Source organism: Pseudomonas sp. FA-1, from assembly GCF_056856075.1.
Genome location: NZ_JBWXTH010000001.1, coordinates 543,681 through 565,932, shown reverse-complemented (window position 1 = coordinate 565,932; position 22,252 = coordinate 543,681). Strand labels below are relative to the sequence as shown.

Here is a 22,252-nt window from a genome sequence, read left to right as displayed (position 1 = left end):
GCGGCCCGATCTCAAGGCTCCCGCACCGCCTGCAACTCCTCCAGCCCTTCATTCAACGCCTTCTCCAGCTCGGTCTTGTAGCGCAGGTACAGCGCAGTCGAACCCTGCTCATCTTCCAACAGCTCGGACAGGTCCAGGTCGGTGATATAGCAGCGGTAGCTGCCCGCACTGCGGCGCTGGCCAAGAATCTGGCGGGCGACCACGGCATAGAGCTGGTCGCCATGCTCCAGCTGGGAAAACTCCAGCTGGTCGCAGTAGAGCGTCACATGCACCTCGTCATCCGCACCGGCCTGCAGGATCGCCTGGACTTCATAGCCACCTCGGCCACCCTCTTCGTTCGGCACAGGCCGCGGTTCCAGGCTACGCGCCTTGCCGTTGCCCGACGGCAGCAGCTGGTAGTAGAAGATCTCCAGCGACGCCTGCTGCAGGCTCTCCAGCGGCAGCTGGGCGTCGCGGCGAACCACCACCGAGCGCAAGAAACGTTGCAACGGTAGCAGCAGGTGCGCCTCGTCCTGCAAAGGCAGGCGCTGTTGCCACAGCGCGTTGTATTCATCGAGCACATACAGGTCGGCCCAGCCCTCGAACAGGCGGTAGAACACCTGGATGCAATGGGGGCGTCCCTGTTCCAGCAGCAATGGCAGGTCATGATCCTGCAAGGCATTGGCATCCAGGTGCAGGGGGCTGTAGGCGCCACGCTCCTCGCCCAGGCACGCCAACACCGCCTCGTGGTCAGGGAGCGTGGCGAGGGTGACCTGGCCGGGCTCGAGCTCCAGCACATGGGTATGCTGCGCAACCTGCAACAGGTAACGGTGGTTCAGGCCCTGGTCGAGCAACTGTTGTACGGTGGCGAAGATGCCCTCGACCCGTTGGGTGATGGCCTGGGCGCGGTTGTGGCAGAAGCAGCGCACCCGCAGGCGCGGGCGATGACGGCGCTGGCCGAGGCTGTTGAGGTAGTCGCGCAGACAGCGCACCAGGGCGTGTTCGCCGTCGTAGCGGTGCACCAGCACTTCGTTCCAGCTGTTGAGGGTGACCTGGTCCAGGGTCAGCACCAGGTTCTCGCGCACGCCCGCGTAGCTCAGCGAGTCCGTGCGTTCGGTGGTCATCAGGATGTTCAGGTCGCGATGCTGGCGCAACGGGTCGATGCCGACATTGATCAGCAGCAGGATCTCGTCGGCCACGCTCGGTTGCAGCAGGCGGATCTCGCTGACGGTTTCCAGTGGCAGTGCGATCGTCTGTTGCAGGGCGCCCAGCAGATTGAACAGCTCGAACTCGGTCAGGTCACTGCTTCCAGGGTGCAGCGCCAGGCGTGTGCTGCTGTCGATCACGCCATTGCGATGGGCCCAGGTGAGCAGCTCGAGCAGCTCGCGGCAGCGTTTGATGGGGCTGAAATGCTCCCATTCGTGCACGCCCAGGTTGCCGTTGTACAAGCCCCAGTGGCAGGTGCCGGGCTCCTTTCGGTTGGGCGATTGCACTAGCGTCAGGGTGTCCTCGGCCAGGTCCGGTGCGATGCCCGGGTTGATCACCTCGATCTTGCCGGCGCGGCGCTCGAAGGCTGCATACAAGCGGCGGCCCAGGACGTTGAGGTCGCGTTGGTCGGCCCGGGTGCTGGCGTTCTGGCCGCGGGCGAACTGGGTGAGGAATCGGTAGCTGTGGTTGAGCTCGGCTACCAGCTCACGGCGTTCGACGGCGACTTGGCGCACCTTCCACTGGGCACGGCTGTCGAGCATCGCCAGTTGGCGTTCGTCCCAGCCCCATTCCCCGGCCAGGCGTTGCAGCAACTGGCGTTGCCAGCCACCGGCACGGGCGCGGCCGTGCTCGCTGAGCTTCTTGTTGACCTTCAGGTACAGGCTGCGCCGTACCAGTTCGAGGCGTGCGGTTTCGCCACGGCCTTGCAGGTAATGTTCGATACGCCGATAGACCATTACGTACGGGTCCAGAGCGTCCAGGTCCAGTTGGTTGGCGAATACCGCCTGCTTGTAGTCCAGGCTCAGGCAGTGCACGCCAGGGTGCTCGCTGGCGTAGGCCTCGGTCAGCAGGAGCTTGAGCAATGATTTGTAAGGTGAGTCGATGCCCTTGAACAGCTGCCACAGCCCGGCACCGACGAACTCGCCGGGCGGGATGTGCGCCAGGTGGCCGAGGTCGAGGTCGTCCTCGGCACGGATGAAGCGCTTGGACAGCAGCGTCTGGGTGTAGGCCTGGTAGTTGTGCTCTTCGTACACCGGCACCAACCACCATAAGGGTGTGCGCCCGCCCAGCCAGATGGCGGTGCGGTAGAACTCGTCCAGCAGCAGATAGTGCTGGGTGGTGCCGCAGTCATCCGAGCTCAGCTGGCCATTGCGCTCGCCATCGACGAACCCCTGGGGTTCTATGAGAAAGAAGTGCGCTTCCGCGCCTTGGCTGGCCGCCCAGGCCTCGAGCAACTGGCATTTGCGCCGCAGTTCGGCCAGTTCAAGTTCGCTAAGCCCCGGGGCATGGCATACCCATACATCCATGTCGCTTTGCTCGGCCTGGGCCAGCGTGCCCAGGCTGCCCATCAGGAACAGGCCGTGGATGGACTGCGGCACATTGCCCCGGCGAGCCTTGTGGGTGAAGGAGCGCGCCAGGCGCTGGGCCTCGGCCAGCAACTGCGGGCCTGGCTCGAAGCCGGACAGGCCGGCGGGGGTGTTGCCCGAGACGTAGCCTGGCAACAGCGGGTGATTGACGTGGAACAGCAGCGGCAACAGGGTCAGCACGTGTTGCTGGCGTGCCGAAAGGCCTTCCCGTGCCCGCTCCAGGCGCCCCTGGTTGACGTGCAGGAAGCGCGCACGCAGTTTCGCCAGTTCCTTGCGGTCGATGCCTTGGTCGAGGTCGGGGCGGATTTCGTGGGGGCGGTTCATTGCGTACTCAGGGCTTCCAGGCGCTGCGCCGAGTTTAGCCTGAGTATTGCAGTCGGATAAGCGATAAGTGGCTTTTTGACGTCATTTTCCTGCTGCTACCGCCCCCTCTGTGGGAGCGGGCTTGCCCCGCGATCAAGGGCGAAGCCCTTGCCATGCAACTACGATGGCAGGGCTGGCCCAATCGCGGGACAAGCCCGCTCCCACAGGGGAGGAGGCGTGGTATTCCTGAGGCGCGGGTTTGGCTCAGGCCGGTTGTGCCGCCTTGAGGATGGTCAGCACTTGCTGGACACTCTGGGCGGCATCGAGCCCCAGGCTGGTCAGGTAGCCACCGTCGGGCTGGTCGGTGAGTTGCTTTTCGTACAGGCGCCGGGCGGCAGCCACCAGGGCAGGGGAGGCATTACTGTGGACCTTGATGCCTTCCTGGTGGGAGTCCAGGTTGAACAGGGCGAGGACTTCCAGTTCGGCGATCAGTTCGGGGGTGAAGGACATGGCGACTCCTGACTTCCAGACAAGGACGGAGGCACCGTGGTCGGTGCCTGATCCTGGAGTGTAGTCAGGCTTCGTCGTTGTCGCCTTGATCTGCTTCAGGTGGAAGCTCGGGGAGGGCACGCAGGGCGTTCTCGTACCACTCGCCGTTGAACGGACGATCTTCATCGAGCATGGCATCGATCTCGATGGCCAGCACATGGGCCATGAGGTTGAGGATGTCCTCGCGCTCGTAGCCGACCAGGGTCAGTTTATTGAAGGTAGCCTTGGCCGCTGGCGGCTCGCCGCTTTCGATCTGGTTCTCGATGGCCTGGGTCAGGGTCGCCTCGACGAAGGCTTCCTCTTCATTGTTGTCGATGTCGCTGGGCTCGCTCATGGCTGTGCTCCTAGGGTGGGATGCACAGTGTGCCATGCCCGCGTCGGCGATGCCTGGCCATCGACCTGGCGGATGATGCTGGCCAGCCGCAGACGATGGGGCTATAAACAGCCGGCTCATCCCACTACGGCCTGGAGGCTGCACCCAATGCTCAAGCTACATGGATTTGCCGTCAGCAATTACTACAACATGGTCAAGCTGGCCCTGCTGGAAAAAGGCTTGCCCTTCGAAGAAGTACTGCTCTTCCCCAGCCAGACGCCGCAGTCCCTGGCCATCAGCCCGCGGGGCAAGGTGCCGGTGCTGGAGACCGAACACGGCTTTCTCAGCGAGACCAGCGTGATTCTCGACTACATCGAGCAAACCCAGGGCGGCAAGCCGCTGCTGCCGGCCGATGCCTTCGCCCAGGCCAAGGTGCGTGAGCTGCTCAAGGAAATCGAGCTGTACATCGAACTGCCGGCGCGCACCTGCTACCCGGAAGCCTTCTTCGGCATGGCGGTTGAACCGGTGGTCAAGGAGCGTGCCCGCGCCGACTTGCTGGCAGGGTTCGCCACGCTCAAGCGCAATGGCCGTTTCGCTCCCTATGTGGCGGGCGAACAGATGACCTTGGCCGACCTGATGTTCTGCTTCTCGGTGGACCTGGCCTGTGCCGTGGGCAAAAAAGTGCTGAACATCGACTTCCTGGCGGATTTCCCGCAGGCCGAGGCGTTGATGAAGACATTCGCGGACAATCCGCACGTGGCGCAGATCGCGGCAGACAAGGACGCGGCGATGCCGGCGTTCCTGGAGATGGTTCGCGGCAAGCGTTGAGATGAGAAGGGGGCCGCCAGGCGGCCCCAAGGGTGACTTAGCGCGAAGCCAGCAGCGCCTTGCCGCGTGCCACGGCTGCACGCACCTGGGCCGGTGCGGTGCCGCCGATGTGATTGCGCGCATTGATCGACCCTTCCAGGGTCAGCACGGCAAACACATCCTGCTCGATCTGGTCGCTGAACTGGCGCAACTCGTCCAGGCTCATCTCGGCCAGGTCCTTGCCGGTCTCCACGCCGTATTTCACCGCGTGGCCGACGATCTCGTGGCAGTCGCGGAACGGCAGGCCACGGCGCACCAGGTAGTCGGCCAGGTCCGTGGCGGTGGAGAAGCCGCGCAGGGCCGCTTCACGCATGATGGCGTGCTTGGGCTTGATCGCCGGGATCATGTCGGCGAAGGCCCGCAGCGAATCGCGCAGGGTGTCGGCGGCGTCGAACAGCGGTTCCTTGTCTTCTTGGTTGTCCTTGTTGTAGGCCAGCGGTTGGCCTTTCATCAGGGTCAGCAGGCCGGTCAGGGCGCCGAACACGCGGCCGCTCTTGCCGCGCACCAGCTCCGGGACGTCCGGGTTCTTCTTCTGCGGCATGATCGAGCTGCCGGTGCAGAAGCGATCGGGCAGGTCGATGAACTGGAACTGGGCGCTGGTCCACAGCACCAGCTCTTCGGAGAAGCGCGACAGGTGCATCATCGCCAGGCTCGCCGCGGCGCAGAATTCGATGGCGAAGTCGCGGTCGGAAACACCGTCCAGCGAGTTGCCGGCCACGGCCTCGAAGCCCAGCAGCTTGCAGGTTAGCTCGCGATCGATCGGGTAGGTGGTGCCTGCCAGCGCGGCGCTGCCCAGGGGCATGCGGTTGGTGCGCTTGCGGCAGTCAACCAGGCGCTCGTAGTCACGGCTGAGCATTTCGAACCAGGCCAGCAGGTGGTGGCCGAAGGTGACCGGCTGGGCCGTCTGCAGGTGGGTGAAGCCGGGCATGATGGTCTCGGCTTCGCGCTCGGCCTGCTCCAGCAGGCCCTGCTGCAGGCGGGTGATCTCGGCCAGGATCAGGTCGATCTCGTCGCGCAGCCACAAGCGGATGTCGGTGGCCACCTGGTCGTTGCGGCTGCGGCCGGTGTGCAGCTTCTTGCCGGTGATGCCGATGCGGTCGGTCAGGCGTGCTTCGATGTTCATGTGCACGTCTTCGAGGTCCACACGCCAGTCGAAGCTGCCAGCCTCGATCTCGCCCTGGATGGTCTTCAGGCCATCGATGATGGCATCGCGCTCGGCATCGGTGAGCACGCCGACCTGCGCCAGCATGGTGGCGTGGGCGATCGAACCCATGATGTCGTGACGGTACAGGCGCTTGTCGAAATCGACCGAGGCGGTGAAACGGGCGACGAAGGCGTCGACGGGCTCACTGAAGCGGCCGCCCCAGGACTGATTGGTCTTGTCGGTGCTCATGGATTCACTCGTTGAAGGCGTGAACGAAAAAAGTGGCGCCGATCATAGCAGGGTTGGGGCACGCGCCGCAGGGCGCTGGTCGAGAGAATCCGCCGAAAATGCGTGCCAGCATCGGATGTGGGGATATTCAACGATTGAACGGCAGTGTTCCACGAAGCGTCTACAGTTGGACAAAGGACTGGCAGCGAATCTGTCAGGTCAGTGAATCTTTGGCCATCGCATCGGTCTAGAGCGTGACCGCGCTGTCGGTCACCCTACATCTGTCTACGCTATACCCATGCGAGACTCACTCAGGAATCCAGCGTAATCATGAATGTCCTGATCGTTGATGACGAACCCCTGGCCCGCGAACGCCTTGGCAGGCTGCTTGGCGAGCTGGAGGGCTACACCGTGCTGGAGCCCAGCGCCACCAACGGCGAGGAGGCCCTGGCCTTGATCGAAAGCCTCAAGCCCGATGTGGTCCTGTTGGACATCGGCATGCCCGGCGTTGATGGCCTGCAGGTCGCCGCCCGCCTGTGCGAACGCGAGGCACCGCCGGCGGTGGTGTTCTGCACCGGTGATGATGAATACGGAAGCCAGGCCTTCAAGGACAGTACCCTCAGCCACGTCACCAAGCCCATCCAACCCCAGGCCCTGCGCGATGCCTTGCGCAAGGCCGACAAACCCAACCGTGCCCAGCTCGCCGCCCTTACCCGGCCTGCCAATGAAGGCGGTGGGCCGCGCAGCCATATCAGTGCAAGGACGCGTAAAGGCATCGAGTTGATCCCGTTGCCCCAGGTCATCTATTTCATCGCCGACCACAAGTACGTGACCTTGCGCCACGAAGCCGGCGAGGTCCTGCTGGACGAGCCGCTCAAGGCCCTGGAAGACGAATTCGGTGAGCGCTTCGTGCGCATCCATCGCAACGCGCTGGTCGCCCGTGAACGTATCGAGCGCCTGCAGCGTACGCCGCTGGGGCATTTCCAGCTGTACCTCAAGGGCCTGGACGGCGACGCCCTGACCGTCAGCCGCCGCCATGTGGCCGGCGTGCGCAAGATGATGCAGACCCTCTGAGCCTGCTGCGGCCCTATTGGCGGCAAGACGGCTCCCACTGGAATACCGCCAGGTTCGCGCATTGCACCATTTCCGTGGGAGCCGGCTTGCCGGCGATTGGGGTGGTCCAGGCAACAAAGGATCCTGACCCATATCTGCAAGCGACCCCGACGATGCTGTTATCATCGACAGCATTTCTTTGGTTCGGGGCGTTCCATGTCCACTCGCGAAATCCGCATTGCCACCCGTAAAAGTGCCTTGGCCCTGTGGCAGGCCGAATACGTCAAGGCCCGCCTGGAACAGGCCCATCCAGGCCTGGTCGTGACCTTGGTGCCCATGGTCAGCCGCGGCGACAAGCTGCTCGACGCTCCGCTGGCGAAGATCGGCGGCAAGGGGCTGTTCGTCAAGGAGCTGGAAACGGCCCTGCTGGACAACGAAGCCGACATCGCCGTGCACTCGATGAAGGATGTGCCCATGGACTTCCCCGAGGGCCTGGGCCTGTATTGCATCTGCGAGCGTGAAGACCCCCGCGATGCCTTCGTTTCCAACCGTTTCGCCAGCCTCGAGGAACTGCCAGCCGGCAGCATCGTCGGCACCTCCAGCCTGCGCCGCCAGGCACAGCTGCTGGCTCGCCGCCCAGACCTGCAGATCCGCTTCCTGCGTGGCAACGTCAACACCCGTCTGGCCAAGCTCGATGCCGGTGAATACGACGCCATCATCCTTGCCGCGGCCGGCCTGATCCGCCTGGGCTTCGAAGACCGTATCCGCGCCAGCCTCAGTGTCGAAGATAGCCTGCCGGCGGGCGGGCAGGGCGCGGTGGGTATCGAGTGCCGCAGCGCCGACCAGGCGATCCATGCCTTGTTGGCGCCTTTGCACCACGCGGACACCGCCGACCGGGTGATGGCGGAGCGGGCTCTGAACAAACGTCTGAACGGCGGCTGCCAGGTGCCGATCGCCTGCTACGCAGTGCTCGAAGGCGAGCAGCTGTGGCTGCGTGGCCTGGTCGGCCAACCCAGCGGTGGCACCTTGCTGGTGGCCGATGCCCGGGCGCCGCGCGGCGAGGCCGAGGCGCTGGGTGTGCAGGTTGCCGAGGCCCTGCTGGCACAGGGCGCCGAGGCGATCCTCAAGGACGTATACGGCGAGGCCGGCCACCCGTGAGCCCTTGGCGCCTGCTGCTGACCCGCCCCGAAGAGGAGTGCCAGGCACTGGCGCAAAGCCTCGCGCAGGTAGGTATCGCCAGCAGCAGCCTGCCGTTGCTGGCCATTGCGCCTGTAGTGCTCGAGACGCCGCAGGCCGGGGTGCTTGCGCAACTGCAGGCGTACCAGGCGATCGTCGTGGTCAGCAAGCCGGCTGCTCGCCTGTTGCTCGAACACCTGGCCCAGGCTGGCCTGAAGCCGCCATGCCGGGGCTGGTTCACGGTGGGCGCGGCCACGGCCCAGGTGCTCGAGCGCCATGGCCTGCACGCCAGCTTCCCAGCCCAGGGCGATGACAGCGAGGCCTTGCTCGCGCTGCCCCAGCTGCGCGAGGCTATCGCCGAGGTCGCCAGGCCGCGGGTTTTGATCGTCCGTGGTGTGGGAGGTCGCGAACTGTTGGCCGGGCGTCTTGGAGAGCAAGGTGCTAGTGTCGATTATCTGGAACTGTATCGCCGCAACTTGCCGGAGTATCCGGCCGGTACCCTGCTGCGCCGCGTCGAGGCGGAACGCCTCAACGGTCTGGTGGTCAGCAGTGGGCAGGGCCTGGTGCACCTGCTGCAGCTGGCGGGCACCGATTGGCCGTGCCTTTCGCACCTGCCATTGTTCGTGCCGAGCCCCAGGGTCGCCGAACAGGCCAGGGCGGCAGGCGCCCAACAGATTGTGGATTGCCGTGGCGCCAGTGCCACGGCCTTGATTGCTGCGGTGCAGCGAAGTGCTGCACCTGCCGACTAAGGCGCTAAGCTGTATGCGACGCGCCCCCATGCAAAGGATGGATACGTGAGCGAAACTGTCTTGTCCAACAACGAACAACCTACGGCGTCCGAGACGCCGGAATCCACCTCCGCCACGCCTGCCAAGCGCTCTGGCAATGGCTTGGCGCTGTTGGCTCTGCTGCTGGGTGCGGCTGGGGTCGCAGTCGGTGGTTGGGGCGTCTGGCAGGTTCGCCAGCTGCAAGGCACCGAGCAAGGCCAGGGCCAGCACCTGCAAACCCTCAACGAGCGCACGGCCGCCTTGCAGCAGCGCGAACAGCAGATCAGCGCCCAGCTGGCCAGCCTGCCGGCGGCCAGTGAGCTGGAAGATCGCCGGCGCCTGGTGGCCCAACTGCAGGGCGACCAGCAACGCCTGAGCCAGCGCCTGGAGACGGTGCTCGGCGAAAGCCGCAAGGAATGGCGCCTGGCCGAGGCCGAGCACCTGCTGCGCCTGGCGACCCTGCGCCTGTCGGCCCTGCAGGACATCACCAGCGCCAAGGCGCTGGTCGAAGGCGCCGACGAGATCCTGCGCGAGCAGAGCGACCCGGGCGCCTTCGCCGCCCGCGAGCAACTGGCCCGCAGCCTTGCGACCCTCAGCAGCACCGAACAGCCGGACCGCACCGGCCTGTTCCTCAAGCTCGCCGCCCAGCGCGAGCTGGTCCAGCAACTCAGCGCCCAGTCGCCGGAGTTCGAAACCAAGGCTGATGCCCTGGGGGCACTGACCGCTGACGGCGACGGTGCCAGCCGCCTGTCCCAGTGGTGGGCCGAGATCTCCAAGTACTTCCAGATCGAGTTCAATGCCGATGAGAACGTGCGGCCGCTGCTGTCCGGGCAGTCGCTGAACCAGTTGCGCCTGGCCCTGAGCCTGACCATCGAACAGGCACAATGGGCCGCGCTCAATGGCGACGCCAAGGTCTATACCCAGGCCCTGGACGATGCACGCAGCGTACTGCTGGCCAATTTCAACGCCGACAACCCGCAAAGCAAGGCCATGCTTGCCAGCCTCAACGAACTGGCCGAGCAGCCGGTCTCGGTGGTCACCCCTGACCTGAGCGAGAGCCTGGCAGCGGTGCAGGCCTATATCCAGCGCAGCCACCTGCCGGCCGAAGCCGAAGGGGGCAAGCCATGAAGCGTGTCTACCTGCTGGCGGTGCTGGCGATCGTGGTGGCCGCGGCATTGGGCATCGCGGTGGCCAAGCACAGCGGCTATGTGCTGATCGCCTATGGTGGGTTCCGTTACCAGTCCGGGCTTTGGGCGGCCTTGGCGGCGCTGGTTGCCGTCGTCGTGGTGCTCTGGTTGCTGCGTTACCTGGTGGGCCTGGTGCTGACCTCCACTGGCGTGGTCAACCCTTGGTCGCGCCGCAACCGCAGCCGGCGCACCCGCATCGCCATCGAGCAAGGTCAGTTGGACCTGGCCGAAGGCCGCTGGGCCAGTGCCCAGCGCCATTTGCACCGGGCGGCCGAGGCCGAGCGCCAGCCGCTGCTCTACTACCTTGGCGCGGCGCGTGCCGCCAACGAACTGGGCCGAGCAGAAGAGAGCGACAACCTGCTCGAGCGTGCCCTCGAGCGCCAGCCACAGGCCGAACTGGCCATCGCCTTGACTCACGCGCAGCTGCAGATGGACCGTGGCGATATCGGCGGCGCCCATGAAACCCTGCTGGCCATGCAGGAGCGCCACCCGCACAACCCGCAGGTGCTGCGCCTGCTGCATCGCCTGCACCTGGAGACCGGTGACTGGTCGGCCCTCATCCGGCTGCTGCCCGAGTTGCGCAAGGGCAAGGTGCTGCCAGCCAAGGAACTGGCCGAACTGGAGCAACGTGCCTGGGGCCAGAACCTGGGCTTGGCCGCGACCCGCGGCGAAGACCCGCAGGCGGCCCGGCAGGCACTGGAACGGGCCTGGCAACAGCTGACTGCCGCCCAGCGCCAGGAGCCGCAGTTGGTTTCGGCGTATGCCGAGCAATTGCGCCAGGTCGGGGCCCAGAGCGAGGCCGAGCAGGTGCTGCGCGCTGCCCTCAAGCGGCAGTATGAAAGCCACCTGGCCCGGCTGTATGGCCTGGTGCGCGGTGACGATACCGCCCGCCAGTTGCAAACTGCCGAGGGCTGGCTCAAGGAGCATCCACAAGACCCGAGCCTGTTGCTGACCCTGGGGCGGCTGAGCCTGCAGAACCGCCTGTGGGGCAAGGCCCGTGACTACCTGGAGAGCAGCTTGCGCATGGAGCGCAACCCGGAAGCCTGTGCCGAATTGGCCCGCCTGCTTGCCGGGCTTGGGGAAACCGAGCGCAGCAACCAGTTGTTCCAGGAGGGCCTGGGCCTGCTGGACGAGCGCCTGCTGGCCCTGCCTCTACCCGAAGGCGTGCGTGCCTGACCCGACACAAGTGCCCATGCCACCCCGTGGGCACTTGTGTCAGTAACTTCTCCGGTAGCATCGCCAGTGTTTACGCTGGCCTGCTTCGGAAACTTCCTACGTAAAATTGAACACTTTCCTTTTTCAATCAGGGACTTGTCTTCCTGGTAGTGCCTTGAAACAAAGCGTGTCTTTCCTCTACCGTTCCGGACTACTTCATCCAACCCGGGACTTTCCTTGCCCATGCTGCCGGCCCGTTTGCGCGTCTTCTTCCTACCAGGCTGGCTCGCCTCGATGGCGGTCCTGATCGCCTCTTTCCACCTCGAGCATGTGTTGAACCTGGTGCCATGTCCGCTGTGTTTCAGCCAGCGACTGCTGTTGGGGATGTATTCGCTGATCTGCCTATGCGCCATTGTCCACAGGCCGCAGTTGCGTGGCAGTCGCAACTATGCCGGGCTGGCGCTGGCCAGTTCGGTGGGGGGCGCGTTGCTGGCGGCGCGACATGTCTGGCTGCAGGGAGCGGGGGCGGTGGTCGAGACTTGCCAGATGCCGTTCGGGCGGGTCGTGGAGCAATCCTGGCGCGAGGCCTTGAGGCAACTTCTGTTCGGTGGCCCCGACTGCACCTCGTTGACTTGGAGCTTCATCGACCTGACCCTGCCCGAATGGAGCCTGCTGGCCTTCCTGCTGTTATCGACGCTACCCCTGGGGTGGTTGGTTGCGTATCGCTTGCACATGATCGACAAAGGTTGACCCATGGCAAGCGCGATGGGATTGTTCGACCAGCGGTGCCCCGGAAGGGGATTAAACGCTTGTATGAACTTTGTCCGCTGCGTACCTTGAAGGCCAGCACGCGCGGGAATAATCTCCCAGCACGCATACCGAAAACACAACTGCTCGATGCCGTCCTGCTGATGTCACCTTTGTGCTGCGGTGTTTATGCGCGAGGTGCAGCGGCATCAACCCAGAAGGGATGAGATAGCCATGCTCGATAGTTGTCAGAACGCTCAGGAACGCTGGGGTGGGGTTCACAAGCTGATCGATCGTTGGCTCAAGGAGCGGGAGGAGCTGGTCAAGGCTTTTCGCACCTTGCGCGATGCCAAGCCAGCCTTTGCCGACAAGGACAAGAACCGCGACTTCTGTGCGGTGCTGGTCGATTATGTGTCGGCGTGGCATTTCGAAGTCTGCGAACAATTGGTCACGGAGGCCAAGGCGTTCGGTGACAACGAGGCCCTGAAGCTGGCCGAGGATATCAATCCGCGAATCAATGACATTACCCAGATCGCCCTGGCCTTCAATGACCATTGCGAGAAAGGGGAATGCAAGGACACAGAGCGCTTCGCTGAAAAACTGGGCAAGCTCGGCAGCTTGCTGCATGAGCGCTTCGAGCTGGAAGACTGCCTGATCGAAGTGCTGCACAACGCGCACAAGGAAGAGAGCGCGGTGCAGGCCTGACGGCCTGTGTCAGTTGGCGACCGCCAGCAGTTCGATTTCAAACACCAGGGGCGTGTAAGGGGCGATCAGGTCGCCCGCGCCTTCGGCGCCATAGGCCTGCGCCGAGGGGATCACCAGGCGCCACTTCGCCCCTGCCTTCATGCGCGGCAAGGCTGCCTGCCACCCTTCGATTACCGAATCCAGGCTGAACCACTGCGGTTGCAGGCTCTGGTCGAAGACCGAGCCGTCCGGCAGTTTCCCCACGTAGCGTACCTGCACCTTGCCGCCGGCCCTGGGGGCGTTGCCATTGCCACGCGCCAGTTCAGTGTAGAGGATGCCCCCGTCCAGCTCATGCATGCCGGCGCGCGCCCGCTCGCTGGCCATGAAGCGTTTTTCGTCCGCCTGTAGCCGCTCGATCTCGGCCTGCTCTGCCGCTGCGTTGGCCTGTTCCTCGTGCTGCTGGAGGATGGCCTGCATGCGCGGCTTTTCCAGTTTCAGTGGCTGGCCTTGATAGGCCTGGCGCAACCCTTCGAGCAGTGCATCGAGCTGCAGGCCGGGAACTTCGGCGCGCAGGCGTTCACCGAGGCTCGCGCCCAGGCTGTAGGCCAGGTCATGGTCATTGGCAGGGGTATCAGGATCGGCCAGGGCAAAGGGGGCTGCCAGGCACAGGCCCAGGACAAGATAACGAGGCACGTTCAACTCCGGTTGGGAGGAACGGAAAGTATGCCAGCCTTGTTGATGAAAGATATGTAAATATCAGCAACACTTTATTGACCAACTACACTTGCACCGAGCTGCAAGATGACAACTTTGCCCAGGCATGCAACGCGGCATCAATATTACGGTCAACATGCCCTAGCGGCGTAAGCAGCAGAAGCATAGTATGAGCCGCACTCTCGTCAGCCAGGAGGTAAGCCATGTCGGCCAAGAAGAAGCCAGTCAGTACGCCGTTGCACCTGCTCCAGCAACTTTCGGGCAGCCTGCTCGAACATTTGGAAGATGCCTGCTCGCAAGCGCTGGCGGATGCCGAGAAACTGCTGACCAAGTTGGAAAAGCAACGTGGCAAGGCGCAGGAAAAACTCCACAATGCGCGCCTGAAGTTGCAGGACGCCGCCAAGGCCGGTAAAGCCAAGGCCCAGGGCAAGGCCCAGAAAGCAGCCGGCGAACTTGAAGAGTTGCTCGATTCGCTCAAAGAGCGTCAGGCACAGACTCGCTCTTATATTCAACAACTCAAGCGCGATGCCCAGGAAAGCCTGAAGCTGGCGCAGGGTGTCGGCAAGGTACGCGAAGCCGCCGGCAAGGCGCTTGACCAACGTGCCGCCGCTGCCAAGGCTCCGGCGCGGGTAGTGGCCAAGCCTGCGGCCAAGGCGCCGGTGAAAGCCGCGGCCAAACCGGCTGCCAAGCCGGCCGCCAAAGCGGCCCCAGCCAAGGCTTCCGCTAAACCGGCTACCGCTCGCACTGCCGCTGCCAAACCTGCTGCAAAACCGGCCGCCGCCAAAGCCGCTGCTGCCAAGCCGGCTACCCGCAGCGCCGCCAAGCCCGCAGCCGCGAAGACTGCTGCTGCCAAACCAGCCGCGCGTACCGCTGCTGCCAAACCAGCTGCGACCAAAGCTGCCGCTGCCAAGCCTGCTGCCAAAGCCACCGCTGCCAAGCCAGCTGCCGCCAAGGCCGCTGCCGCGAAGCCCGCAGCCAAACCAGCCGCCACCAAGGCTGCTGCCAAGCCCGCAGCCAAACCTACCGCGGCCAAGAGCGCTGCCGCTAAGCCGGCTGCCAAACCCGCTGCTGCCAAGGCCACCGCGAGCAAGCCCGCAGCCAGACCCGCTGCGGCAAAAGCCCCGGCCAAGCCAGCTGCAGCCAAGCCTGCCGCCAGTAAGCCTGCCGAAACCAAGCCATCCACGCCGGCGGTAAGCAGCAGCTCGGCGCCAGCGACCCACTCGGCGGCACCGGCTGCCGCTTCGCCAGCACCGGCCAGCAGCCCGGCTCAGTCGCCTTCGTCGGCGTCCTGAAGCCCTTCGGCCACGACGCGCAGTTGACGCAGCGCGTCGTGGTCGCGGGCCTGCTCTGGCGCCAGCCAGGGCAGCCAGTCTTCCACAGGGTGGCCCTTCGTAGTGGGCCATGCCTGTGCCCGCTGCTCCAGGCGTGCCAGCAAGGTGCGCTCGGCCTCCAATTCCAACCCTTTCACTCGCTCGCGCAACGCCGCCAGCTGCGGGTCGTCCTGCACGCCGGCACGCCACTGTTGGCGTAGCGTTCGCAACGGCGTCACGACCTGGCGTTGCCAGGGCGCGGCAAGCTCCTGCAGTGCACGCACCCGCTCGGCATCCGGCGCCACGCCACGCGCTCGCAGCCAGGTGCCGCACAGCAGCAGGCAGACATCACCGCCCAGTGCCTGCAAGGTCAGGCAGGCGCTTTCAACCCCTGGCCGGGTGTACAGGGCCAGGGCGTAGTTCCACAAATCGTCGTGCATGTTCGGGCTCGCCAGTGGTCAAGGTGGCCTGTGTGCTCCAGTGGGAAGCTGATAGACTCCGCGACCATCATGATCAGACTATCCAACCTCACTTTACAGCGTGGTCCGCAGCGCTTGCTAGAAGGCGCCGAGATGACCCTGCACGCCGGTCACAAAGCCGGCCTGATCGGCGCCAACGGCGCCGGAAAATCCAGCTTGTTCGCCTTGCTGCGTGGCGAGCTGTCACCCGATGGCGGTGACTGCCAGCTGCCGGCCGACTGGCGCATCGCCCACATGCGCCAGGAAGTCGATACCCTCGACCGCCTGGCTGTGGACTATGTGCTCGACGGTGACGTGCGCCTGCGCAAGGTCCAGGCCGAATTGGCCGTCGCCGAGGCTGCCCATGACGGTACCGCCCTGGCACGCCTGCACAGTGAGCTGGACAGCGCCGACGGCTATACCGCCGATGCCCGCGCACGCAAGTTGCTGGCCGGGCTCGGGTTCACTGCCGAGCAGATGGATCGCCGCGTCGGCGATTTCTCCGGTGGTTGGCGGATGCGCCTGAACCTGGCCCAGGCGCTGATGTGCCCGTCCGACCTGCTGCTGCTCGACGAACCCACCAACCACCTGGACCTGGATGCCATCCTCTGGCTGGAAGACTGGCTCAAGGGTTACCCCGGCACGCTGCTGCTGATTTCCCACGACCGCGACTTCCTCGATGCGGTGGTCGACCATGTGGTGCACGTCGAACAGCGCAAGCTCAACCTCTACAAGGGCGGCTATACCGCCTTCGAGCGCACCCGGGCCGAGCGCCTGGCGCAGCAGCAGCAGGCCTACGAGAAGCAGCAGGCCCGCCGTGCGCACATGGAGAAGTACATCGCCCGCTTCCGCGCCCAGGCCACCAAGGCTCGCCAGGCGCAGAGCCGGATCAAGGCATTGGAGCGGATGGAAGAGCTGTCGGCGGCCCATGTGGATTCGCCGTTCGACTTCGTCTTCCGTGAGTCGGAGAAGATCTCCAACCCCTTGCTCGACCTTTCCGAAGGTCGGCTCGGTTATGGCGACAAGGCCGTCCTGGAGAAGGTCAAGCTGCAGCTGGCGCCCGGGGCCCGTATCGGCCTGCTCGGCCCCAACGGCGCCGGTAAGTCGACTCTGATCAAGAACCTGGCCGGTGAACTGCAGCCGCTCGCCGGGCGCCTGGTCCGTGGCGAGAACCTGGCCGTGGGCTATTTCGCCCAGCACCAGCTCGACTCGCTGGACGACAAGGCAAGCCCGTTGCTGCACTTGCAACGCATCGCACCTGCCGAGCGCGAGCAGACCCTGCGTGACTTCCTCGGTGGCTTCGACTTCCACGGCGACCGCGTCGACGAGCCAGTGGTGAACTTCTCCGGTGGCGAGAAGGCGCGCCTGGCACTGGCGTTGATCGCCTGGGAGCGGCCTAACCTGCTGCTGCTCGACGAACCGACCAACCACCTGGACCTGGAGATGCGTCTGGCCCTGACCATGGCCCTGCAGGAATTCAGCGGCGCGGTGGTGGTGGTTTCCCACGACCGCCACCTGCTCAAGAGCACCACCGACGATTTCCTGCTGGTGGCCGATGGCAAGGTCGAGGCCTTCGACGGCGACCTGGACGACTATAGTCGCTGGCTGATCGACTACCGCCAGCGCAGCGCCCCTACCAGCAATGCTCCGGCCAACCCGGACAAGACCGACAAGAAGGCCCAGCGCCAGGCTGCCGCCGCCTTGCGCCAGCAACTGGCGCCCCACAAGCGCGCAGCCGAGAAGCTGGAAGCCGAGCTGAACCAGGTGCACGGGCAATTGGCCGAGATCGAAGCCGCCCTGGGCGATGCCAGCCTCTACGAAGCGGCTCGCAAGGACGAACTGCGTGACCTGCTGGCCCGCCAGACCAAGCTCAAGCAGCGTGAAGGTGAGCTTGAGGAAGCCTGGATGGAAGCCCTGGAGACTCTCGAGAGCATGCAGGCCGAACTCGAGGCGCTGTCCTGATGGAGGCGTTGCGTTCGCTGTTGCCGGGGCAATGGATGGATGCGTTCTGGCTGGGGTTGCAGATCCTGCTGATCCTGATCGCCGCGTTCATCCTGCAGCGTGTGGTCGCGCGGGGCCTGAAGAGCCTGGGTGAGCGCTACCCGCTGCCGCCGGAGCTGCTGGTGCCGGTGCGTGGTGGCCTGCGCTGGCTGATCATGGGCAGCGCACTGTTGTTCGTGCTGGAGCGCATGGGCGTTTCGGCCACGGTGCTGTGGACGGCTCTGTCGGGCTTCGTGGCCGTGGCAGCGGTGGCGTTCTTCGCCATCTGGAGCGTGTTGTCCAACCTGCTGTGCGCGGTGCTGATCTTCACGGTCGGGCCGTTTCGCATCGGCGATGTGGTCGAGCTGGTCGACACCCTGGACAAGCCCGGGGTCAAGGGCCGGGTGATCGCCATCAACCTGTTGTACACCACGTTGATGGAAACGCCCGAGGCGGGCGGGGCGCTGGTGCAAGTGCCGAACAGCCAGTTCTTCCAGAAGGCTGTGCGCCGCTGGCGAGGGACCGAGGTGCCGGTCGTGACCAAGGGTGAGGCGGTCGAGGCTGATTGATAGCTGGAACCGTATCGGGCTCGGCGGTATGCCTGTGAGAGCGGGTTTACCCGCGAAGAAGCCTGCACCGGCACCCTAAAAATCGCTGGTTATTTTTTCGCCAAGGCCTTAGCTTAACCTTTTGCAATATTTGTTCGAGCGAGGTGTGCGATGTCGATGGAAACCTGGTTGGCCTTTCTGGCCGCATGCTGGGTGATCAGCCTGTCGCCGGGTGCCGGGGCCATTGCCTCGATGTCCAGCGGGCTGCAGTACGGTTTTTGGCGTGGCTACTGGAACGCCTTGGGCCTGCAACTGGGCCTGATCGTGCAGATCGCCGTCATCGCCGCCGGTGTAGGTGCCATCCTCGCGGCTTCGGCCACCGCCTTCCAGCTCATCAAGTGGTTCGGTGTCGGCTACCTGGTGTACCTGGCCTACAAGCAATGGCGCGCCTTGCCCATGGACATGAGCGACTCCTCTGCCGTGCGGCCGATCGGCAAGCCGTTGAGCCTGGTGTTCCGTGGTTTCCTGGTCAACGTCAGCAACCCCAAGGCCCTGGTGTTCATGCTCGCGGTGCTGCCGCAGTTCATCAACCCCCATGAGCCATTGCTGCCGCAGTACCTGGCCATTACCGCGACCATGATCACCGTCGACATGCTGGTGATGGCTGGCTACACAGGGCTCGCAGCCCGCGTGCTGCGGTTGCTGCGCACACCCAAGCAGCAGAAGCGCCTGAACCGCACCTTCGCCGGGCTGTTCATCGGTGCGGCGACCTTCCTGGCCACCTTGCGCCGCGCGCCGGTCTGACCTGCCGTAGACGGCCCAGCAGAGACAGGGCCTTCACGGCTGTTTATCGACCAACCCCTTGAGCAGGTCCATCGGCAGCGGAAAGACGATGGTCGAACTCTTGTCCCCGGCAATCGTTCCCAGGGTCTGCATGTAGCGCAACTGCATCGCTCCCGGCTCCTTGCCAAGCATCTGCGCGGCCTGCATCAATTTCTCCGAGGCCTGCAATTCCCCTTCGGCGTGGATCACCTTGGCCCGCCGTTCGCGTTCGGCCTCGGCCTGGCGGGCGATGGCGCGCACCATCGACTCGTTGAGGTCGACGTGCTTGATCTCGACATTGGCCACCTTGATGCCCCAGGCGTCGGTCTGGGCGTCCAGCACCAGGCGAATGTCCGAGTTCAGTTGCTCGCGCTCGGCCAGCAATTCGTCGAGCTCATGCTTGCCCAGTACCGCGCGCAGGGTGGTCTGGGCCAGCTGGCTGGTGGCACTGAAGAAGTCCTCTACCTGGATGATCGCCTTCTGAGGGTCGAGCACGCGAAAGTACACCACGGCATTGACCTTGACCGAGACGTTGTCGCGGGTGATCACATCCTGGGTCGGCACATCGAGTACCACCGTGCGCAGGTCGACCCGCACCATCTGCTGGATGCCCGGGATCAGGAGGATCAGGCCAGGCCCCTTGACCTGCCAGAAGCGCCCCAGCTGGAACACCACGCCACGCTCATACTCGCGCAGGATACGCAGGGCCGAAAGCAGCAGCAGGCCGAGGACCGCCAGCACCGCGCCGAAACCGAATTGAACGAACATCGTCACTCTCCTTGCGCACCGGGCGCGGTGGCGCTGACCTCCAGCATCACGCCACGGCGGGCTGTCACGCGCACATGTTGCCCAGTTTGCAACGGGGTCGTGCACTGGGCTTGCCATTGTTCGCCCTGGGCCTGCACCGAGCCGCAGAACGGGTTGTCCGCCATCACCTGGGTCACTGTGGCCAGGCTGCCGACCAGGCCGGCGTCGCCGCTGACCAGGGCGCGTTGCCGCGCCTTGATGGCCATGCCCAACACGCCGCCGAGCAGCAGGGCCGAGACCACCGCCAGGGCGACGATCAGCGCCAGCGGGATGCCGAAGCCAGGGGCGTCGGTATCGATCAGGATCACTGCGCCCACCACGAAGGCGACGATACCGCCGAAACCGACCACGCCGAAGCTCGGCAGGAACGCCTCGGCGATCATGAACGCTACGCCGAGCAATACCAGGGCCACCCCGGCGTAGCTCACCGGCAACAGCTGCAGGGCGTACAGCGCCAGCAGCAGGCAGATACCGCCCACCACGCCGCCGACACCGGAGCCTGGGTTGATGAACTCGAACAGCAGGCCGTAGATGCCGATCATGATCAGGATCAGCGCCACGCTGGGGTTGGTGATCACCGCCAGCAGGCGAGTGCGCCAGTCGGGCAGGTGTTCGACCACGGCCGCTCCTGCCGTGTGCAACTGGCGGGGCTGGTCGGCGGCGACCAGGGTCTTGCCGTCCAGCTGTGCGAGCAGCTCGGGCAGGTCGTGGGCCACCTGGTCGATGACCTTGATGCGCAGCGCCTCGCTGGCCGACAGGCTCACCGCCTCGCGTACCGCCTGTTCCGCCCAGTCGGCGTTGCGCCCGCGCAGTTGGGCCAGGCCGCGGATATAGGCTGCGGCATCGTTGACCTGCTTGCGGGCCAGCGCATCGTTCTCGCTGGGCCCGTCTGGCGCCGGTTTGCCAGGCGACGGCGCACCAACCTGCACCGGCGTGGCCGCGCCCAGGTTGGTGCCCGGGGCCATGGCCGCCACGTGGCTGGCGTACAGGATGTACGTCCCGGCGCTGGCTGCGCGGGCGCCGCCGGGGGCGACGAAGCTGGCCACCGGCACGGGGCTGGCGAGGATGGCCTTGATGATCTGACGCATGGAGGTATCCAGCCCGCCGGGCGTATCCAGGCGGATCACCACCAACTGCGCGCCTTGTTCCTGGGCCTGTTCCAGGCCACGCACCAGGTAGTCGGCACTGGCCGGGCCGATGGCGTCGTCCACGCTCAACACCCAGACGCTGGCGCCGGGCACCGCCTGGCCGCCCGGTACGGTGCCGAGCAACAGCACAAGCAGCAGCCAACGCCAGCAGCGAGCGATCACCTATCGTCACCTCGTCAGGTCCTGTCAACGAAGTTTAGCCGTGCCTGCCGGGGCACGGCCTAAACTTGCAGATGGGGGTAAACCGGAGGTGCATCATGCGTATGGCCAAGACCCTGCAGCAGCGCCTGGACAAGGCGAACTGCGATTACGACATCATTCCCCATCCTCACTCGGCCACGAGCCTGGAGTCGGCGCGCACGGCCGGCGTTCCCGCAGAGCGGGTCGCCAAGTCGGTGATGCTCGACGACCGCCATGGCAACTACATCATGGCCGTGCTACCGGCCAACCGGCATCTGGACATGAGCAAGATCCGCATGTCCGGCGCCTGGCAGCTGACCCGCGAAAGCGGCTTGCCGACCCTGTTCGGCGACTGCGAGCGTGGCGCCGTGCCAGCGCTTGGCGATGCCTATGACATAAAAATGCTGCTCGACCCGAGCCTTACCCGCCAGGGCGATGTCTACCTGGAGGCGGGTGACCACGATCACTTGATCCACATGAGCATGGAGCAGTACCTGAAGCTGGTTCCGCATGCCGAAGTGCGCGAACTGTGCTGATGTCCCTCAACCCATTGCCGGGCTGGCGTCGTGGACGACCCGCCCGGCCGCAGGAGGAATCATGGAAGCACCGATCCATCCGTTCGCCGAACTGTTCAAGCAACTGGGGCTGGCGGACGATGCCGAGAGCATCGACAAGTTCATCACCACCCACTCGCCGCTCAAGAATGAGATCAAGCTGGTGGATGCGCCGTTCTGGACCGAGGCCCAGCGCGCCTTTCTCAAGGAGAGCGTGATAGACGACGCCGATTGGGCCGTGCCGTTCGATCAACTCAACGAGGCGTTGCGCCGACCCAGGCAATAAAGCGCCGAGTGGCACCTGATGGGTGATGGGGCCGTTGCTATGCTCAGGTAAAACAACAGGGGATAGCGTGATGAAAGATCCCTACGCATCAGGTTTCTGGTGCTCCGTGACGATCCTGGGCATCCTGACGGCCGGTTACTTCTACGGTATCCGCCATGTCCACTCCATGGGCCACGCGCTGCAGTTCATGTATGCCGCGGCCGCGATCACGGCGGCAGCGGTGCTCTGCGTGCTGGCATGGATCGCCTGGCAGCAGTTGCGCTTGAACAAGCGCGAGGTGAGCCAGGGTCATACGCTGTTGGCCATCTGGAACACCAAGGTCGCGCTGCGGCGCGTCGAGACCGTGTTCGACCGTTATTTCTGGGGCAGCTACTGGCATTCCGGGCGGACTTTCGAGGAGGTCATGGGCGAGCTCAAGGGCACGCCGCTGGAACAGAGCCTGGATGCGCTCAAGCGCCAATGTCGGGAGCTGGACCGGGAGGTCCATGATCACCAGCATCGCTGGCTGGCCAATGCCCGCGACCTTTCCAGCGTGGCCACGGCCATGGCCCGCGAACGTTACCAGCTGGACTTGTGCGACTCGCAAGGACGCGAGGGCGGCAACACAGCCGTGCTCAACCGCGACTTGGAAGTGCTGGTGTACACCTGGTCAGCGCGGCTGCGCAGCTTCGACCATCAGTTGGACGAGCTGGAGCGTGCTTACCATTGAAGGGTAGGGGC

Annotated in this window: 23 protein-coding genes; 15 read left to right on the top strand and 8 right to left on the bottom strand. The window is 64.8% G+C overall.

The features are described 5' to 3' along the window. Positions 1 to 11: 11 nt before the first annotated feature. The 3 genes from AC1MHZ_RS02585 to AC1MHZ_RS02575 all read right to left on the bottom strand — a co-directional run bounded on the left by AC1MHZ_RS02585 (position 12) and on the right by AC1MHZ_RS02575 (position 3,738). On the bottom strand, positions 12 to 2,876 hold the full coding sequence (locus tag AC1MHZ_RS02585) for a class I adenylate cyclase (protein WP_368828753.1): 2,865 nt from the start codon (positions 2,874 to 2,876) through the stop codon (positions 12 to 14). Between the two features lie 243 nt (positions 2,877 to 3,119). After that, entirely contained in the window at positions 3,120 to 3,365 is a 246-nt protein-coding gene (locus AC1MHZ_RS02580) for a TIGR02647 family protein (RefSeq protein ID WP_084855389.1), read from the bottom strand. Positions 3,366 to 3,429: 64 nt separating this feature from the next. Next, a complete protein-coding gene (locus AC1MHZ_RS02575; protein WP_084855390.1) occupies positions 3,430 to 3,738 on the bottom strand; it encodes a hypothetical protein in 309 nt (102 codons plus the stop codon). A 147-nt stretch (positions 3,739 to 3,885) separates the two neighbouring features. Between AC1MHZ_RS02575 and AC1MHZ_RS02570 the strand changes: the two genes are divergently transcribed. Beyond that, complete coding sequence (locus AC1MHZ_RS02570) at positions 3,886 to 4,545, top strand: glutathione S-transferase (RefSeq protein WP_465001564.1); 660 nt, start codon at positions 3,886 to 3,888, stop codon at positions 4,543 to 4,545. A 37-nt stretch (positions 4,546 to 4,582) separates the two neighbouring features. Here AC1MHZ_RS02570 and argH read toward each other — a convergent pair whose 3' ends face one another. Continuing rightward, positions 4,583 to 5,977 (bottom strand): argininosuccinate lyase, encoded by a 1,395-nt coding sequence (gene argH / locus AC1MHZ_RS02565; protein ID WP_482965992.1) that lies wholly within the window; start codon positions 5,975 to 5,977, stop codon positions 4,583 to 4,585. A 309-nt stretch (positions 5,978 to 6,286) separates the two neighbouring features. On the opposite strand from argH, the gene AC1MHZ_RS02560 reads away from it, so the two are divergent. From AC1MHZ_RS02560 to rsd, 7 genes are all read left to right on the top strand, one after another. Further along, positions 6,287 to 7,030 carry a LytR/AlgR family response regulator transcription factor gene (locus AC1MHZ_RS02560; RefSeq protein WP_084855393.1) on the top strand — a complete coding sequence of 248 codons (744 nt, stop codon included), beginning with the start codon at positions 6,287 to 6,289 and terminating at the stop codon, positions 7,028 to 7,030. 195 nt (positions 7,031 to 7,225) lie between these two features. Further along, positions 7,226 to 8,167, top strand: coding sequence for a hydroxymethylbilane synthase (gene hemC / locus AC1MHZ_RS02555; protein ID WP_084855394.1), 942 nt, complete (start codon positions 7,226 to 7,228; stop codon positions 8,165 to 8,167). Beyond that, positions 8,164 to 8,934 carry a uroporphyrinogen-III synthase gene (locus AC1MHZ_RS02550; RefSeq protein ID WP_084855395.1) on the top strand — a complete coding sequence of 257 codons (771 nt, stop codon included), beginning with the start codon at positions 8,164 to 8,166 and terminating at the stop codon, positions 8,932 to 8,934. The genes hemC and AC1MHZ_RS02550 overlap by 4 nt, the downstream gene beginning before the upstream one ends. A gap of 45 nt (positions 8,935 to 8,979) precedes the next feature. After that, a complete protein-coding gene (locus tag AC1MHZ_RS02545; protein ID WP_084855396.1) occupies positions 8,980 to 10,080 on the top strand; it encodes a uroporphyrinogen-III C-methyltransferase in 1,101 nt (366 codons plus the stop codon). Continuing rightward, positions 10,077 to 11,315, top strand: coding sequence for a heme biosynthesis HemY N-terminal domain-containing protein (locus AC1MHZ_RS02540; protein WP_084855397.1), 1,239 nt, complete (start codon positions 10,077 to 10,079; stop codon positions 11,313 to 11,315). Before AC1MHZ_RS02545 ends, AC1MHZ_RS02540 begins: the two co-directional genes overlap by 4 nt. Before the next feature lie 222 nt (positions 11,316 to 11,537). Next, positions 11,538 to 12,044, top strand: coding sequence for a disulfide bond formation protein B (locus AC1MHZ_RS02535; protein ID WP_084855398.1), 507 nt, complete (start codon positions 11,538 to 11,540; stop codon positions 12,042 to 12,044). A 231-nt stretch (positions 12,045 to 12,275) separates the two neighbouring features. After that, complete coding sequence (gene rsd, locus AC1MHZ_RS02530) at positions 12,276 to 12,746, top strand: sigma D regulator (RefSeq protein WP_084855399.1); 471 nt, start codon at positions 12,276 to 12,278, stop codon at positions 12,744 to 12,746. Positions 12,747 to 12,755: 9 nt separating this feature from the next. On the opposite strand, the gene AC1MHZ_RS02525 is transcribed toward rsd, so the two are convergent. Beyond that, a complete protein-coding gene (locus AC1MHZ_RS02525; RefSeq protein ID WP_084855400.1) occupies positions 12,756 to 13,418 on the bottom strand; it encodes an FKBP-type peptidyl-prolyl cis-trans isomerase in 663 nt (220 codons plus the stop codon). Between the two features lie 224 nt (positions 13,419 to 13,642). Here AC1MHZ_RS02525 and AC1MHZ_RS02520 point away from each other — a divergent pair, with 224 nt between their 5' ends. Continuing rightward, entirely contained in the window at positions 13,643 to 14,731 is a 1,089-nt protein-coding gene (locus AC1MHZ_RS02520; protein ID WP_368828756.1) for an AlgP family protein, read from the top strand. On the opposite strand, the gene AC1MHZ_RS02515 is transcribed toward AC1MHZ_RS02520, so the two are convergent. Further along, positions 14,707 to 15,189 (bottom strand): TIGR02444 family protein, encoded by a 483-nt coding sequence (locus AC1MHZ_RS02515; RefSeq protein WP_084855402.1) that lies wholly within the window; start codon positions 15,187 to 15,189, stop codon positions 14,707 to 14,709. The two genes, AC1MHZ_RS02520 and AC1MHZ_RS02515, sit on opposite strands and share 25 nt — an antisense overlap. A gap of 69 nt (positions 15,190 to 15,258) precedes the next feature. On the opposite strand from AC1MHZ_RS02515, the gene AC1MHZ_RS02510 reads away from it, so the two are divergent. From AC1MHZ_RS02510 to AC1MHZ_RS02500, 3 genes are all read left to right on the top strand, one after another. Further along, on the top strand, positions 15,259 to 17,169 hold the full coding sequence (locus AC1MHZ_RS02510; RefSeq protein ID WP_084855403.1) for an ATP-binding cassette domain-containing protein: 1,911 nt from the start codon (positions 15,259 to 15,261) through the stop codon (positions 17,167 to 17,169). Then, a complete protein-coding gene (locus AC1MHZ_RS02505) occupies positions 17,169 to 17,756 on the top strand; it encodes a mechanosensitive ion channel domain-containing protein (RefSeq protein ID WP_084855404.1) in 588 nt (195 codons plus the stop codon). Before AC1MHZ_RS02510 ends, AC1MHZ_RS02505 begins: the two co-directional genes overlap by 1 nt. 150 nt (positions 17,757 to 17,906) lie before the next feature. Then, the gene (locus tag AC1MHZ_RS02500; protein WP_084855405.1) at positions 17,907 to 18,539 is read left to right on the top strand and encodes a LysE family transporter; all 633 of its coding nucleotides are present in this window, start codon (positions 17,907 to 17,909) and stop codon (positions 18,537 to 18,539) included. Between the two features lie 33 nt (positions 18,540 to 18,572). On the opposite strand, the gene AC1MHZ_RS02495 is transcribed toward AC1MHZ_RS02500, so the two are convergent. Both AC1MHZ_RS02495 and AC1MHZ_RS02490 read right to left on the bottom strand, forming a co-directional pair. Further along, positions 18,573 to 19,325, bottom strand: a complete 753-nt coding sequence (locus AC1MHZ_RS02495) for a slipin family protein (protein ID WP_084855406.1) — start codon at positions 19,323 to 19,325, stop codon at positions 18,573 to 18,575. A gap of 2 nt (positions 19,326 to 19,327) precedes the next feature. Further along, positions 19,328 to 20,674 (bottom strand): NfeD family protein, encoded by a 1,347-nt coding sequence (locus AC1MHZ_RS02490; protein WP_084855407.1) that lies wholly within the window; start codon positions 20,672 to 20,674, stop codon positions 19,328 to 19,330. A 95-nt stretch (positions 20,675 to 20,769) separates the two neighbouring features. Between AC1MHZ_RS02490 and AC1MHZ_RS02485 the strand changes: the two genes are divergently transcribed. From AC1MHZ_RS02485 to AC1MHZ_RS02475, 3 genes are all read left to right on the top strand, one after another. Continuing rightward, on the top strand, positions 20,770 to 21,228 hold the full coding sequence (locus AC1MHZ_RS02485; protein WP_084855408.1) for an aminoacyl-tRNA deacylase: 459 nt from the start codon (positions 20,770 to 20,772) through the stop codon (positions 21,226 to 21,228). Between the two features lie 61 nt (positions 21,229 to 21,289). Then, the gene (locus AC1MHZ_RS02480) at positions 21,290 to 21,532 is read left to right on the top strand and encodes a DUF2789 domain-containing protein (protein WP_084855409.1); all 243 of its coding nucleotides are present in this window, start codon (positions 21,290 to 21,292) and stop codon (positions 21,530 to 21,532) included. A 70-nt stretch (positions 21,533 to 21,602) separates the two neighbouring features. Further along, positions 21,603 to 22,241: an NADH:ubiquinone oxidoreductase subunit N gene (locus AC1MHZ_RS02475; protein WP_324816390.1), complete on the top strand. Its 639-nt coding sequence runs from the start codon at positions 21,603 to 21,605 to the stop codon at positions 22,239 to 22,241. The last annotated feature ends 11 nt before the right edge of the window (positions 22,242 to 22,252 follow it).